Genomic DNA, 13,440 nt, shown 5'->3' with positions numbered 1-13,440 from the left:
GACTATGGTGGCTGTCTTGGAGCATGCCGAGTGCTACCTGATGGTTTACCCTATGTGACGCCCTGCCAGGCGTGTCGCTTGAGCCATGCCCGCGGGGGGCTGCGAGACGCGTGCACGGGTAAATGACCACCGGCCATCCCACCAGACTATCCGACCCGCCGATAGTCTGGTGGGATGCGAAGCATGCTGCGATGGGGGCCGGACCGGATAGCGCGATTGGATCGGGCGGCGGTCCGGGCGGTCTCGCGGTGGCCGGAAGGCCCGCATGACGACGTGTGGAAAACCCTCTCGCGGGCCGCAACCAAGGGCAAGCTCTGGTTTGCCGTGGCTGGCGTTTGTGCGGCATTTCCGGGGAAGCCCCGCAACGCAGGGATCCACGGACTCCTGGCCCTCGGCATTGCGTCGGCGGTCACCAATCTCGGGTTCAAGGCGCTTCTTCCGCGGACGCGTCCATTGCCCGAACTCCTTCCGGCATTCCGGTTTGTCAATCCGCAACCCACAAGCTCCTCGATGCCTTCGGGCCATTCGGCGTCCGCGGTTGCGTTCACTCTTGGCGTCGCGCTGGTGAGCCCCCGCCTCGGAGCGACCTTGGCTCCGGTTGCGGCAGGTGTGGCGTATTCCAGGGTTCATACCGGCGCCCACTGGCCCTCCGACGTGATGCTCGGCTCGGCAATCGGCGCAGGAGCGGCGCTGCTCACGCGAAAGTGGTGGCCTGCCCGGCCCCCGGTTCCGGACACGGACCGTTCACCGGCCGACGCGCCTGCAGTCGGCGACGGCGAGGGGCTCAGCATTGTGGTCAACGCACTTGGCGGTTCCTACTCGCCGGAGACCGAGGCCCAGCTTCGGGAAATATTCCCCAAATCGCATATAAGACTGATTTCCGACGGCGACGATGTAGTTGCCGAAGTCCGGGCCGCGGCAGGGCGCCCCGGGACGAAGGCCCTGGGCGTGTGGGGTGGTGACGGAACTGTCGGCGCCGCCGCTGCCGCCGCCGTCGAGCACGATCTGCCCTTGCTGGTGCTGCCTGGCGGGACGCTCAACCATTTCGCGCGCGACGTGGATGCCCGATCCCTCGAAGGGGCCCTCAAGGCTGCCAAAACGGGAGCAGCAGCATGGACGGACCTGGGCCATGTGAGCGCGGGCCGCGGCATCGACGGCAAGGACGAAACCGCCGAACTCATCATGCTCAATACCGCGAGCGTCGGTGTCTACCCCAACCTGGTGCGACGACGCGAACGGCTGCAGCCCGCCTTGGGGAAGCCCCTGGCGGGACTCGTCGCCGGCTTGCGGACGTTCGGCGCGGCACGGCCCACCACTCTCCGGATCAACGGTGTCCCCCACAAGTTGTGGATCCTCTACCTGGGCCGCGGCCGTTACTACCCGCGGGACCTGGCGCCGCTGACCCGTCCCGTGCTCGACGACGGGGTGCTGGACATCCGCATGGTGACGGCCGATGAGCCTTTCGCACGGTTGCGTCTGCTGTGGGCGGTCCTCACCGGAACCGTGGACACGTCCAAAGTCACCCATCTCAGCGAAGCGGCGGAGCTCAGGATCGAGGCGTCCGGAGAACCGCTCGTGATCGCGGTCGACGGCGAGCCGTTGCCCGGCGTGCGGACCGCCGACTTCACCGTGAAGCGCCGGGCGCTACGGGTGTATTCACCGCTTTACTAATGCTTTCCCAGCGGTGGGATCCCTGGCCCAAGCCGGAGTCATCCATAGGGACTACCCTGAGTGACCCCTGAATCATCCCTGAGACCGGCGAATTCGGCCCTCCCGGTAGCTAGCGTTGTACCTACAGTCACCACCTAGCTGCAGCAAGCGGAGGGAACGCTTCCATGATTGAGGCAACAGGCTTGAGGAAGGTCTACGGCGCAAAGACAGCCGTGGACGGAATCAGCTTCACCGTACAGCCCGGGAAAGTCACGGGCTTCCTTGGCCCGAACGGCGCCGGCAAATCCACCACCATGCGCATGATCATGGGCCTGGACCGCCCGACCTCGGGCGACGTCATCGTCAACGGCCGGCACTACTCCCAGCACAAAGCCCCGCTCCACCAAGTGGGAGCGCTGCTCGATGCCAAGGCGGTGCACACCAGCCGCAGCGCGTACAACCACCTGCGCGCCATGGCCGCAACCCACGGGATTCCGAACTCACGCGTCGAGGAAGTCATCGAGATGACCGGCCTCACCGCGGTAGCCAAGAAGAAGGCCGGAGGGTTCTCCCTCGGCATGGGCCAGCGGCTTGGCATCGCCAACGCACTCCTCGGTGATCCCCAGACGCTCATCCTCGACGAACCGGTCAACGGACTCGATCCCGAAGGCGTCCAGTGGGTCAGGAACCTCGCACGCTACCTGGCAAGCCAGGGCAAGACCATCTTCATCTCCAGCCACCTCATGTCCGAGATGGCCCAGACCGCGGACCACCTCATTGTGATCGGTCGCGGCAAGATCATCGCCGACACCACGGTGGATGCGCTGATCGAGAGCCAGTCCCGCAAGCGCACTTTGGTCCGTACCTCGGAGACGACGCGCTTGTCCGAGTTGCTGGCACGCGACGGTGTCCGCGTGGAACAGAACGAACGGGAAACCCTGGAGGTATACGGGGTGGAGCCGCTCCGCATCGCCGAACTCGCCCTCGACAACCGGGTGCTGGTTTACGAGCTCACGCCGCTCACGTCGTCGCTGGAAGAGGCCTATTTCCAGCTGACCAAGGACGAGGTGGAGTACCACTCGCACATCACCGGTGGACCGACGGCACCAGGCGGGCCGCTGGACGCAAACCCCGCCGGCGTCGGCGCCACCCCCGCTGCCACCATGGAAGGGATCCAGTCATGAGCACCACCACCGTCAGCAAGAAACATGCGGTCCCGTCAGCCGGGACCGGTGGCGTCACTTTCCTCAGGGTGTTGAACTCCGAAGCCATCAAGTTCCGGACCCTCATGAGCACGAAACTCCTGTTGGTCCTGACCTTCGTGGCCATTGTCGGCATCGGCCTGCTGTCCGCCTTGGTCCGCTGGAACTTCATCAACCAGATGGTCGAAGTCGGCCGGCAGGGTCACAAGGAAACGGTGCAGCAGGCCGTTGACTCCTTCCCTCCCGGATCGGGGTTCAGCCTGTACAACCTGCCGAACGCCGGACTCAACATCGGCATCCTGGTCATGGGATCGCTGGCCGTACTCTTCATCGCCTCTGAGTACGCCACCGGCATGATCCGGTCGACCATGAACGCGGCTCCGGGCAGGCTCTCCACGTTCGGCGCCAAGGCCGTGGTCCTGGTTGTGGTCTCCTACGTCCTGTCGGTCGTGGCCGGCGTGGTGACCTTCCTGTTGGCGTCACCCATGTTCGCCAACTTCTCCCTTGACCTCGGCTGGAACACGGACGGCGTCCTCTACAGCGTTTTCACCGGCGGCCTGTACGTCTCCGGTGTTGCGCTGATCGGCCTCTCCCTCGGAACACTGCTGAAGAACCCGGCCGGCGGAATCACCGTCCTGGTGGGCATCATGTTCGTCCTCCCGTTCGCCGGCCAGTTCCTCAGCCTCGCGCCCGGTGACTTTTGGAAGTACGTCCCGCAGTACCTGCCCAGCGAGGCCGGTGGCCGCTTCCTGTCGATCGGCCACGTAGACGGCACCCTGGATCCGTGGGCGGGCGGCCTCGTGTTCCTCGGCTACGTCATCCTGTTCATGGTTCCTGCCCTCATTGCCCTCAAGAAGCGCGACGTCTGATTCGCACTTCAGGGACACCCGCTCAAGGCAAGGCCACTAGGCTCAAGCCATGAGTGAAGAGTTGCCAGCACAGGACGCGTCGGCCCACGGAGCCGACGCGTCCTTTGCTGAAATCACGCTGCGCCGCCGTGGCAGGATCCGCCGCTATCTCTTCGAGCACCCGCGGGTCATGGACGCGGTGGTGGTGCTTTGCTATTCGTTGCTGGCACTGGCCACGTTCATCAGCTCCATCGTGGACGGCAAGTGGTTCGCCGCACTGCTCCTCGTTGCCATCGCCGCCATCCTGTTCCTTCGGCGCCGCAATCCGCTCAGTGTCACTGCGGCCGTTGCGGTCCTCGAAGTGGCTGTGACGCTGCTGAATCCATGGGGTTCGAACGTCTCGGCGGGACTATGGTTTGCGCTATATTCCGTGGCCGTGGGGAGGGCGCGGACCTTCGCGTTGATAGTGTTTGGCGCCGCAAGCCTGCCGCTGACCCTCGTGTACCTTTTCATGTGGACCAGCCCGGTTGCCCCGTCCAATGGAGAGGCGATTCCGGAGAACTTCCACCTCATCAGCAACATCGCGGCCGCGGTCAGCATATTGTTGTCCAACCTGATCGCCACCGGCATCGGCATTTCCGTTCGGCAGCGACGTGAGCATGAGAGCGAAATCAGGGCGTGGGCAGCCCGCACGGCCCGCCTGGGGTCGGTCACCGAACGGAACCGGATCGCCCGGGAGATGCACGACGTCGTGGCCCACTCCCTGACGGTCATGATCAGCCTCTCGGACGGCGCCGCCGTCGTGGTCAAGAAGGATCCGGAGCGCGCCGGCGAGGTGCTTGGCGAACTGTCCCGCACCGGCAGGACTGCGCTGGCCGATATGCGCCGCGTCCTCGGCGTGCTGCGGGACGACACTCCCAGGTCGGCGCCGCTGGAGCCCTTGGTTTCCGGGCACGACCTGAGCAAGCTGCTGGATGGATTCCGGACGGCGGGGTTGCCGTTGCACTATTCGCACACGGGACCAGCCCTTCCTGAAGACCCGGCGTTCCAACTCACCGTGTACCGGATCGTGCAGGAATCCCTGACCAACGTGCTCAGGTACGGGCGCTCCTTAAGCCAAGTGGAGGTGCGGATCGTGCGGGAGGGCGACTCGGTCACCATCGACGTGCTCGACGACGGCCGGGGCTCCCGGGATCCGGGAACCGAAGAGGCGGCGCTGGGAACGGGCCAGGGAATCGCGGGGATGCGTGAACGTGCGGGAATTTATGCTGGATCCGTGGATGCCGGTCCCGGCACTCCCGGCGGGTGGCGTGTCCATGCGGAACTGAAGTGGAACGGCGACAAGGTGAAATCATGAGTGACAACGCTCCCACCAGGGTTCTGCTGGTGGACGACCAACCCCTGCTGCGCATGGGATTTCGGCTCATCCTGGAAGGCGAAGGCGACCTCGAGGTGGTGGGCGAAGCGTCGGACGGCGCCGAGGCTGTGCGGAAGGTGGCGGAACTGGAACCGGACGTGGTGCTCATGGACGTCCGGATGCCTGCCATGGATGGAATCGAAGCCACGCGGCGGATCACGGCTTCGGCCTCCAATGCCCGGATCATCATCCTGACCACTTTCGACCTCGATGAATATGCGTTCTCCGGCCTGCAGGCAGGCGCCTCCGCCTTCCTGCTCAAGGACGTTGCGCCTGCCGAGCTCGTCCAGGGCGTCCGGCTCGTGGCGAGCGGCGATGCCGTGGTGGCTCCGAGGGTCACCCAGCGGCTTCTGGAGACCTACGTCCGCGGAGGCCGTGTGCCCGGCCAGCCCACGGCGCAGCCCCGCGATCCATTGCTCGAAGAATTGACGCCCCGCGAAACCGAGATGCTCGAGGCGATCGCCGGAGGGCTGTCCAACGCGGAAATCGCGCACAAGTTCTTCCTGTCCGAGGCCACGGTCAAGACCCACGTAAGGCGGATCCTCACCAAGCTGCACTTAAGGGACCGGGTCCAAGTGGTGGTCTACGCGTACGAAACAGGGCTCGTGATCCCGAGCAATCCGGATTATTAGGACGCGGATACTGCGTGGCCGGCGTCATCCGCGGCCGCGGCTAGACTCGGAGCCATGCCTTCGAACTCCGCTGCAGAACACATCCAGGACCTCGGCGCGTATGTGAGCGCATCGCCGTCGAGCTTTCACGCCGTCCACGAGGCCGCGCGCCGGCTCGATGTGGCCGGTTTCACGGCCCTTGATGAACTTCAGCCATGGGAAGGCGGCGCGGGCAGCTTCTACGTGATCCGGGACGGCGCCCTCATCGCTTGGGTGACACCGGAAGGCGCCACCGCCACCACCGCATTCAACATCCTTGGCGCCCACACGGATTCTCCGTCCTTCAAGCTCAAGCCCAAGCCGACAACGGGCAAATTCGGCTGGCTCCAGGCGGGCGTGGAGGTGTACGGCGGTCCCTTGTTGAACTCCTGGCTTGACCGTGAGCTGCGGCTCGCCGGACGGCTCGTGATGATGGACGGCACCCAGCACCTCACGGCTACCGGGCCGCTCCTGCGTTTTCCGCAGTTGGCCATCCACCTGGACCGGGCCGTCAATGACGGCCTCACGCTGGACAAGCAACAGCACATGAACCCGGTGTTCGGCCTCGGTGATCCCGATAGCGCGGACGTCCTGGCCATCCTGGCGGACTCCGTGGCCGGGGCTTCCGTGGATCCGGCGCGGATCGGCGGTTATGACATCGTGGTCGCGGACACGCAGGCGCCTGAGCAGTTCGGTGCCAAAGGCGAGCTCTTCGCTTCGGGACGCCTCGACAACCTCTCTTCGACACACGCCGGTCTCGCGACCCTCATTGCGCACTCCGCCTCGGGAGCGCCGGCCGATGGCCCCATCGCGGTCCTGGCCGCCTTCGACCACGAAGAAATCGGCTCCGCCTCGCGTTCAGGCGCCTGCGGACCCATCCTCGAAGACATCCTCACCCGGATCTCCGACGGATTGGGCGCGACGGTGAGTGAACGGCGCCAGGCGTTGTCGGCGTCGTTCTGTGTTTCCGCGGATGCCGGCCACGCCGTCCACCCCAACTACCCCGAGCGGCACGATCCCGCCAACCGTCCCATCCTCAACGGCGGACCGCTCCTCAAGATCAACGCCAACCAGCGCTACGCGACGGACGCTACCGGCGCGGCATTCTGGGCGCGGCTGTGCGGCGACGCGGGCGTCCCCTACCAGGAGTTCGTTTCCAACAACGACGTCCCATGCGGCTCGACCATCGGCCCGCTGACGGCTACCCGCCTGGGGATCCGGACGGTCGACGTCGGAGTGCCTCTTCTGTCGATGCACTCGGCACGCGAGCTATGCGGCGTTGAGGACCCGCGCCACCTGGCCACGGTGGCCGAGTTGTTCTTCCGCACGGCAATCTAGCTCAGGATGCGAGGCTCACCACGAGGTTGATGGTGGTGGCGAGGATCCCGACGCCGAAAACGTAGGCGAGCAGGCTGTGCCGCAAGGCTGCAGACCGCATTGCCCTGGTGGTGATCGACGTATCCGAGACTTGGTAGGTCATCCCGAGGCTGAACGCCATGTAGGCGAAATCCGTGTATTGCGGCGGTTCTTTTTGGTTGAATTCGATGCCTTGGGGCGGATCCGACGTGTAGTACACCTCGGCGTAGCGCAGCGTGAAGAGGGTGTGCACCAGGAGCCACGACGCCACCGCACCGCCCAGGGCCAGCAGGGCGAGCATGAATTTGTCGAGACCGTGCGCATCCTTGGCCCCCAGCATTACCAGGACGAAGGCTGCCAGGGAGCCGACGGCGGCACACAGGATGAGAAGATCGGCGGTGGAGCGCCGCGGATCTTCCTCCCTGGCATGGGTTCTCGTCTGATCGGCCTTCATCGGGGTGATGACCGTCCACACGGAAATGTTGTAGACCGCCGCTGCCACTGCCCAACCCGCGGCCGGCGCGTAGATCCACTGACCCCAGATCCCGGTCGCCACCGCAGCTGCAATGCCGGTGAGGAGCATGAGCCCGAATCGCAATCGGGAGCGTTTGGCACGGGCAGACTTCGGACGCTGGTTCTTTGCTGCGGCGTTCATAGTCCGATCATGGCACGCCCGACTGCGGGCTCCGGCGTCACGCCACGCAGACTTTTGGCAGCCTGTGGGGAGCCGCGTCCCGGAAAACCTGAAGATCCCGACGTCGGACGGTCCCGAAAGTTGCGCGGCGTGACGGCTTAGCTGCCCGGCCGGGGCGCGAACATGATGACGGCGACGCCCAGAAGGCAGATCAGGGCGCCGATGATGTCCCAGCGGTCCGGTCGGAATCCATCAAGGAGCATTCCCCAAGCCAATGATCCGGCGATGAACACCCCGCCGTATGCTGCGAGGACACGGCCAAAGTGTGCGTCCGGCTGGAACGCCGCCACGAAGCCGTAGATGCCCAGCGCCGCAATCCCCAGGCCTGCCCACCACCATGGTTTGGCCTCCCTGATCGATTGCCACACGAGCCAGGCCCCGCCGATCTCGGCGATGGCCGCGAGGACAAAGAGCGCGACGGATTTGAGGACGGTCATGGGTTCAGTCTGCCTGAGCCTGGCGTCGCCGTTCCACGCGGGTTATCCACATACCTGGGTTATCCACATAGGCGATGCGGCTCATTCCACCTTGTCGACACGCCGAATAGGCTTAGACACGGGAAATAGACTAAGATATTGAAGTCTGTGCTGCGCCCTGCTTCCGCTTCTGGAAGCGGTCACCAGCACTGTTCATCGCAAATGAACCTCCTGTTACGGAAATGCCGTAACCGCTTAGCCCAAAGGAGGTGGGTTCACATATGCGTCCTTACGAATTGATGGTAATCATCGACCCCGAGGTCGAAGAGCGTACCGTAGAGCCGTCGCTTCAGAAGTTCCTCAATGTCATCACCACCGATGGTGGAACCATCGAGAAGGTTGACATCTGGGGCCGCCGTCGCCTCGCTTACGACATCAAGAAGAAGTCCGAAGGTATCTACGCTGTGGTGAACTTCACCGCCAAGCCGGAAACCGCCAAGGAACTTGACCGCCAGCTGAGTCTCAATGAGACCATCATGCGCACCAAGATCACCCGCCCCGAAGAGCAGAAGGTCGTTGCTGAGTAATCTCAGCTCCAAGCTTTCATTCTTTACCCCGCAGGAACGAACAAGGAGGCAGTAGATGGCAGGCGAAACCACTATTACGGTCATCGGTAATCTCACCAATGACCCCGAACTGCGGTTCACACCGTCAGGCTCGGCGGTAGCGAACTTCACCATCGCTTCTACTCCCCGGACCTTCGACCGCCAGTCCAACGAGTGGAAGGACGGGGAAACCCTGTTCCTCCGCGCTTCGGTCTGGCGCGAAGCAGCCGAAAACGTCGCCGAATCCCTCACCAAGGGCATGCGCGTGATCGTTTCGGGCCGCCTGAAGAGCCGTTCCTACGAAACCAAGGAAGGCGAGAAGCGCACCGTTATCGAGCTCGAAGTCGATGAAATCGGCCCGAGCCTGCGTTACGCCAACGCCAAGGTCAACCGCACCCAGCGCTCCGGCGGTCAGGGTGGCCAGGGCGGCTTCGGCGGCGGCAACAACAGCGGCGGCTTCGGAGGTGGCGGCGCTGGTGCAAACCAGGGCGGCAACTCCGGCGGAACATGGGGCGGCGGCCAATCCGCACCGCAGGAAGACCCCTGGGCTACCCCGGGCGTCAGCAATGCGGGCGGATGGGGCAACGGCCCGGATTCCGAACCTCCCTTCTAAACACCCATAAAAGCTCGACGCCGGAACCCGCCGACGTGCCGCGAGGCACCCGGGTGGCGACCGCCGTCGGGCACCACCATCCCGTGGATCCATTCCACGGGCTCCATAGAAAAGGAGCTCCACGATGGCTAAGGCTGAACTCCGTAAGCCCAAACCAAAGTCCAACCCCTTGAAGGCCGCTGACATCACCGTCATCGACTACAAGGACGTAGCATTGCTGCGCAAGTTCATCTCCGACCGCGGAAAGATCCGCGCCCGTCGCGTCACTGGCGTCACGGTGCAGGAACAGCGCAAAATCGCCCAGGCAATCAAGAACGCCCGCGAAGTTGCTCTGCTGCCTTACTCCGGCGCTGGCCGCGGCTAAGGAAGGGATTAACTAACATGGCAAAGCTCATTCTGACCCACGAAGTAACCGGTCTCGGTGCTGCTGGCGATGTTGTCGAGGTCAAGGACGGTTACGCACGTAACTTCCTGCTGCCCCGCGGCTTCGCTCTGACCTGGACCAAGGGTGGCGAGAAGCAGGTTGAGTCCATCAAGGCTGCCCGCGCTGCTCGTGCCCACGCTTCGGTTGAAGCTGCACAGGCCCAGGCCTCTGCGCTTTCTTCCAAGAAGGTCAAGCTCGTAGTGAAGGCCGGCGAGTCCGGTCGTCTCTTCGGCACCGTCAAGCCGGCTGATGTCGCTGCTGCAGTTGAGGCCGCTGGCCTCGGCTCCATCGACAAGCGCAACGTTGAACTGCCGAACCACATCAAGTCCCTTGGTTCGTACCAGGCCAACGTCCGCCTGCACGAGGATGTTTCCGCTGTCATCGACCTCGAGGTCGTTGCAGGGAAGTAGTCTCTGACATAGCTCGAAGGACCCCCGTTCCCGGTTTCCGGAGGCGGGGGTCCTTTGCTTTGCTCCCGGGTATGCGGTGGTAGCCTGCAGCGGTGAACCTTGAAACCATGCGCACCAGGCCCTTCTCGCAAGTGGATGTCTTCACGGACGTGCCGTACCTCGGCAATCCGCTTGCCGTCGTCGTCGATGCTGAGGGGCTCAGCGCCGGGCAGATGCAGCACTTTGCCAACTGGACCAATCTGTCCGAGACCACCTTCCTGCTGCCGCCGAGCGACCCCATGGCCGATTACCGCGTCCGGATCTTCACGGGCAGCGAGGAATTTCCTTTCGCGGGACATCCGACGCTCGGCTCGGCGCACGCTTGGCTCGCGGCCGGCGGAGTGCCGAAACAGGACGGGATGCTTGTCCAGGAATGTGGCGCAGGATTGGTCAAGGTAAAGCTCGACGGCGGCCGGCTCGCCTTCGCGGCGCCGCCGCTGACCCGCTCCGGGCCCGTGGGCGAGGCAATCATGGAACAGTTGGCCGCCGGACTCCGCCTGCCCCAAGCGGCGCTCTTGGATGCCTCCTGGCTGGTCAACGGCCCGCAATGGATCGGTGTGCTGCTCGAATCGGCTGAGCAGGTCCTGGGCCTTGAGCCTGACCTTGCGGCGTTGGGGGATCTGAAGGTCGGCGTGATCGGTCCCCATGAAGCGGGTGCCGGCGTCGATTTCGAAGTCCGGACGTTCATTCCCGGAGACGCCATGGTGGAGGACCCGGTCACGGGAAGCTTCAACGCCGGGGCTGCCCAGTGGCTGATCGGCAGCGGCCGGGCACCGGAGCAATACCTCGCCGCGCAGGGGACGGCGCTGGGCCGGGCGGGACGCATCCACGTCAAAGCGGAAGACGGCGACATCTGGGTGGGTGGAAGCTCGGTCATGTGCATCCAGGGGACCGTCCGTCTGTAGCAGGGAATAAAAGGGGATGGGCCACGGTTTGGGAGTATAGATGCAAACGCATGTACTCTGGTTTGAAGCCATCGAACCGCCCAGCAACAGGAGATCGCCATGGAGACCCGCCGCATAACCGTCCTTTCCGCCGGACTTGGCGTACCGTCGTCGAGCAGGCTTCTTGCAGACCAGCTCGCCGCGTCCGCCAAGCGCCAGCTACGGGATGCCGGGTACGAGGTGCGGGTGGATGTCATCGAACTCCGGGACCTGGCGGTGGATATCGCCAACAACTTCGTCACCGGCTATGCCGCACCGCGCCTCGCGGAGGTGATCGCCGGCGTCGAGGATTCCGATGGCATTATCGCCGTCACGCCCGTCTTCAGCGCGTCTTACAGCGGTCTGTTCAAGTCCTTCATCGACGTTCTGGACCCGAAGTCCCTGGACGGCAAAGCGGTCCTTCTCGGTGCCACGGGCGGCACCGATCGGCACCAGATGGTACTCGACTACGCCATGCGGCCGCTCTTCACCTACCTCCGCACCCGGATCACGCAGACGTCGGTTTTCGCGGGACCCCAGGACTGGGGAAACACCGACGACGGCGCGTCGCCGCTGTCGGTCCGCGTGGACCGGGCGGCGGGCGAGCTGGCCCGGCTCCTGAGCGGCGAACAGCCGCACCGCAAGGCGGACGCGATGGAATCCCTGCCTTTTGAGCAGCTGCTCGCGGGGATCACCGCGGGACGCTAGCCGAGCCTGGCCTGCGCACGCTCCTGGCGCTAGTCGTCCAGCAGCTCGATGAACTCCCGGGCCTGCTTCATGCTGATGTCGGAATGCTTGGTGAGGGCCAAGGCTGCCGCTTCGACGTCGCCGCTCTTGGCCAGGGTGCGGATCCGTCCGTAGATCTCGTCGTTGAGCATGTTGCTGCTCACTTCGCGTGTCACGTCGCCCTTGCTGACGATTGCGCGGTAACGGTACGGGAAGTGCTCTGGTTCGTCGTCGTCAGGCATGAGGTCCTGCGGGGCCGGTTCGGGCTTGCGGAAAGGCTGTGGGTGCGCCGCAAGGGCGCCGACGGCGTCCCGTGAGGCGCGCAGGCCTTCTCCGGTGGCGCTGAGGTACAGCTTGATGGCCGCCATGGCCTGACCTTGGGCGATCAGGGAGTACAACTGCCGGTGTTGATCTTCCGTGAGCTTCGCAGCGGCCTCGCGGGCCAGTTCGACAGGGTCCACGGCCGCTTTGTCCGTGGCGGCAGTGCCGCGGAGCTCCGCGGAGCGGCGGGAGAGGACGCGGCTGATCAAGAGCACCCCGACGACGACGGCCGCCAGGATCAAGACCGGAACAAGTAGGGATGACATGCGCTAAAGCCGATCTATATAGTTCTTGGCGGTCAACAAGTCCGAGTGGGTTTGCTGGCGCAGGAGCTTGATGGCCTGAATCTTCTGCCCGCTGCGGACCATGCCCTGCAATTGCAGGGCGAACTGTGGGTTCAACTGCCCGTTGGGCAGGATAGGGGTGTTGTAGCCTGCCTGGCCGACCCCCGGGCCTGCCCCGGCTTGCGCCCTTAGTGCCGCCCGCGACTGGCTGTCCTGCTGGGACTGCTGCTGCGCGTTCTGGCTCGGCCTGGTGGACGCATCGATGCGGGCGCGTGCCGCCGTTGCGGCCTGCACTTGGGCGGCCTGGTGGGCTGCCGAGCGGACAGCCAGCTCCCGTTGATAGCGCTCAGCGTCGGACAACCCGGAGTTACGTGGTTTGAATGCCGCCGTCAGGGCCCAAATCACAGCCACAAGGATGACAACAGGCGTTGCGACCAGCAGTACATCCCCCACAGTGAAACCCATACCTAGAGCTTATGTCAGAACGCAGTTATCCACAGCACATTCCTGCTTTGGCATAGCTTCTGAGAGCCGTCTGTCAAATTCCGGAAGGCATTGTGGGGAGTATCACTTTTCTGGCATATTTACGGCCCTCCGGGCCGTTGGGTACGGGGCCGGGTGTGGATTGCGCATATAGGCCTGTGGATGATCCGCTGAAGAAAATACTTTTGTTCCACATGCAACGAAAAACGTTTTCCCAGCTCAGAGGCTATTTGCGGCCAAAAGAATTTCTCTTTCCACAGGGTCATGCACAGACTGTGCACAAGTAGGGGTACGTATTCCACACTTTATCCACAGGCCCGGCTTGGTGCCCCGGAAAAGCAGGGCTAACGTGGCTGAGTACCTGCTTTAGGTACTTGGA

Annotated in this window: 16 protein-coding genes; 12 read left to right on the top strand and 4 right to left on the bottom strand. The window is 64.1% G+C overall.

The genetic code is table 11. From position 1 onward, the window contains the following. Positions 1-174: 174 nt before the first annotated feature. The 6 genes from KNN17_RS04090 to KNN17_RS04065 all read left to right on the top strand — a co-directional run bounded on the left by KNN17_RS04090 (position 175) and on the right by KNN17_RS04065 (position 7,105). Positions 175-1,671, top strand: coding sequence for a bifunctional phosphatase PAP2/diacylglycerol kinase family protein (locus tag KNN17_RS04090; protein WP_241707613.1), 1,497 nt, complete (start codon positions 175-177; stop codon positions 1,669-1,671). 164 nt (positions 1,672-1,835) lie between these two features. Further along, positions 1,836-2,834: an ABC transporter ATP-binding protein gene (locus KNN17_RS04085; RefSeq protein WP_241707612.1), complete on the top strand. Its 999-nt coding sequence runs from the start codon at positions 1,836-1,838 to the stop codon at positions 2,832-2,834. Then, positions 2,831-3,721, top strand: coding sequence for an ABC transporter permease (locus KNN17_RS04080; protein ID WP_078107094.1), 891 nt, complete (start codon positions 2,831-2,833; stop codon positions 3,719-3,721). The genes KNN17_RS04085 and KNN17_RS04080 overlap by 4 nt, the downstream gene beginning before the upstream one ends. A 49-nt stretch (positions 3,722-3,770) precedes the next feature. After that, on the top strand, positions 3,771-5,057 hold the full coding sequence (locus KNN17_RS04075) for a sensor histidine kinase (protein WP_241707611.1): 1,287 nt from the start codon (positions 3,771-3,773) through the stop codon (positions 5,055-5,057). Then, entirely contained in the window at positions 5,054-5,749 is a 696-nt protein-coding gene (locus KNN17_RS04070) for a response regulator (protein ID WP_078107096.1), read from the top strand. The genes KNN17_RS04075 and KNN17_RS04070 overlap by 4 nt, the downstream gene beginning before the upstream one ends. 54 nt (positions 5,750-5,803) lie before the next feature. After that, complete coding sequence (locus tag KNN17_RS04065) at positions 5,804-7,105, top strand: M18 family aminopeptidase (RefSeq protein WP_241707610.1); 1,302 nt, start codon at positions 5,804-5,806, stop codon at positions 7,103-7,105. A 1-nt stretch (position 7,106) separates the two neighbouring features. Here the strand turns inward: KNN17_RS04065 and KNN17_RS04060 are convergent, their stop codons facing one another. Together KNN17_RS04060 and KNN17_RS04055 are read right to left on the bottom strand one after the other, a co-directional pair. Further along, on the bottom strand, positions 7,107-7,778 hold the full coding sequence (locus tag KNN17_RS04060) for a DUF1345 domain-containing protein (RefSeq protein ID WP_241707609.1): 672 nt from the start codon (positions 7,776-7,778) through the stop codon (positions 7,107-7,109). A 137-nt stretch (positions 7,779-7,915) separates the two neighbouring features. Next, positions 7,916-8,254: a YnfA family protein gene (locus tag KNN17_RS04055; RefSeq protein ID WP_241707608.1), complete on the bottom strand. Its 339-nt coding sequence runs from the start codon at positions 8,252-8,254 to the stop codon at positions 7,916-7,918. Between the two features lie 260 nt (positions 8,255-8,514). Between KNN17_RS04055 and rpsF the strand changes: the two genes are divergently transcribed. The 6 genes from rpsF (at position 8,515) to KNN17_RS04025 (ending at position 11,955) form a co-directional block, all read left to right on the top strand. Beyond that, positions 8,515-8,820 carry a 30S ribosomal protein S6 gene (rpsF, locus tag KNN17_RS04050; protein WP_028267876.1) on the top strand — a complete coding sequence of 102 codons (306 nt, stop codon included), beginning with the start codon at positions 8,515-8,517 and terminating at the stop codon, positions 8,818-8,820. 55 nt (positions 8,821-8,875) lie between these two features. Continuing rightward, complete coding sequence (locus KNN17_RS04045; protein WP_078107100.1) at positions 8,876-9,451, top strand: single-stranded DNA-binding protein; 576 nt, start codon at positions 8,876-8,878, stop codon at positions 9,449-9,451. Positions 9,452-9,575: 124 nt separating this feature from the next. After that, on the top strand, positions 9,576-9,815 hold the full coding sequence (gene rpsR, locus KNN17_RS04040; protein ID WP_003800144.1) for a 30S ribosomal protein S18: 240 nt from the start codon (positions 9,576-9,578) through the stop codon (positions 9,813-9,815). A gap of 17 nt (positions 9,816-9,832) precedes the next feature. Further along, positions 9,833-10,285 (top strand): 50S ribosomal protein L9, encoded by a 453-nt coding sequence (rplI, locus tag KNN17_RS04035; RefSeq protein ID WP_059388834.1) that lies wholly within the window; start codon positions 9,833-9,835, stop codon positions 10,283-10,285. A 107-nt stretch (positions 10,286-10,392) separates the two neighbouring features. Beyond that, on the top strand, positions 10,393-11,229 hold the full coding sequence (locus tag KNN17_RS04030) for a PhzF family phenazine biosynthesis protein (protein WP_241707704.1): 837 nt from the start codon (positions 10,393-10,395) through the stop codon (positions 11,227-11,229). A 99-nt stretch (positions 11,230-11,328) separates the two neighbouring features. Beyond that, complete coding sequence (locus KNN17_RS04025; RefSeq protein ID WP_241707607.1) at positions 11,329-11,955, top strand: FMN reductase; 627 nt, start codon at positions 11,329-11,331, stop codon at positions 11,953-11,955. A 29-nt stretch (positions 11,956-11,984) separates the two neighbouring features. Here KNN17_RS04025 and KNN17_RS04020 read toward each other — a convergent pair whose 3' ends face one another. Both KNN17_RS04020 and KNN17_RS04015 read right to left on the bottom strand, forming a co-directional pair. Further along, the gene (locus tag KNN17_RS04020; protein ID WP_241707606.1) at positions 11,985-12,560 is read right to left on the bottom strand and encodes a hypothetical protein; all 576 of its coding nucleotides are present in this window, start codon (positions 12,558-12,560) and stop codon (positions 11,985-11,987) included. A gap of 3 nt (positions 12,561-12,563) precedes the next feature. After that, a complete protein-coding gene (locus tag KNN17_RS04015; RefSeq protein WP_241707605.1) occupies positions 12,564-13,043 on the bottom strand; it encodes a hypothetical protein in 480 nt (159 codons plus the stop codon). Positions 13,044-13,440 lie beyond the last annotated feature (397 nt).

Source organism: Arthrobacter bambusae (genome assembly GCF_022606295.1).
In the GTDB taxonomy this organism is placed as follows: domain Bacteria; phylum Actinomycetota; class Actinomycetes; order Actinomycetales; family Micrococcaceae; genus Arthrobacter; species Arthrobacter bambusae_A.
The sequence above is the reverse complement of the archived record's forward strand: the minus strand, read 5'-3'. Positions and strand labels throughout refer to the sequence as shown.

Coding starts and splice junctions, on each gene's coding strand:
- KNN17_RS04090 (WP_241707613.1), top strand. CDS start 175: ATGCGAAGCATGCTGCGATGGGGGCCGGACCGGATAGCGCGATTGGAT.
- KNN17_RS04085 (WP_241707612.1), top strand. CDS start 1,836: ATGATTGAGGCAACAGGCTTGAGGAAGGTCTACGGCGCAAAGACAGCC.
- KNN17_RS04080 (WP_078107094.1), top strand. CDS start 2,831: ATGAGCACCACCACCGTCAGCAAGAAACATGCGGTCCCGTCAGCCGGG.
- KNN17_RS04075 (WP_241707611.1), top strand. CDS start 3,771: ATGAGTGAAGAGTTGCCAGCACAGGACGCGTCGGCCCACGGAGCCGAC.
- KNN17_RS04070 (WP_078107096.1), top strand. CDS start 5,054: ATGAGTGACAACGCTCCCACCAGGGTTCTGCTGGTGGACGACCAACCC.
- KNN17_RS04065 (WP_241707610.1), top strand. CDS start 5,804: ATGCCTTCGAACTCCGCTGCAGAACACATCCAGGACCTCGGCGCGTAT.
- KNN17_RS04060 (WP_241707609.1), bottom strand. CDS start 7,778: ATGAACGCCGCAGCAAAGAACCAGCGTCCGAAGTCTGCCCGTGCCAAA.
- KNN17_RS04055 (WP_241707608.1), bottom strand. CDS start 8,254: ATGACCGTCCTCAAATCCGTCGCGCTCTTTGTCCTCGCGGCCATCGCC.
- rpsF (WP_028267876.1), top strand. CDS start 8,515: ATGCGTCCTTACGAATTGATGGTAATCATCGACCCCGAGGTCGAAGAG.
- KNN17_RS04045 (WP_078107100.1), top strand. CDS start 8,876: ATGGCAGGCGAAACCACTATTACGGTCATCGGTAATCTCACCAATGAC.
- rpsR (WP_003800144.1), top strand. CDS start 9,576: ATGGCTAAGGCTGAACTCCGTAAGCCCAAACCAAAGTCCAACCCCTTG.
- rplI (WP_059388834.1), top strand. CDS start 9,833: ATGGCAAAGCTCATTCTGACCCACGAAGTAACCGGTCTCGGTGCTGCT.
- KNN17_RS04030 (WP_241707704.1), top strand. CDS start 10,393: ATGCGCACCAGGCCCTTCTCGCAAGTGGATGTCTTCACGGACGTGCCG.
- KNN17_RS04025 (WP_241707607.1), top strand. CDS start 11,329: ATGGAGACCCGCCGCATAACCGTCCTTTCCGCCGGACTTGGCGTACCG.
- KNN17_RS04020 (WP_241707606.1), bottom strand. CDS start 12,560: ATGTCATCCCTACTTGTTCCGGTCTTGATCCTGGCGGCCGTCGTCGTC.
- KNN17_RS04015 (WP_241707605.1), bottom strand. CDS start 13,043: ATGGGTTTCACTGTGGGGGATGTACTGCTGGTCGCAACGCCTGTTGTC.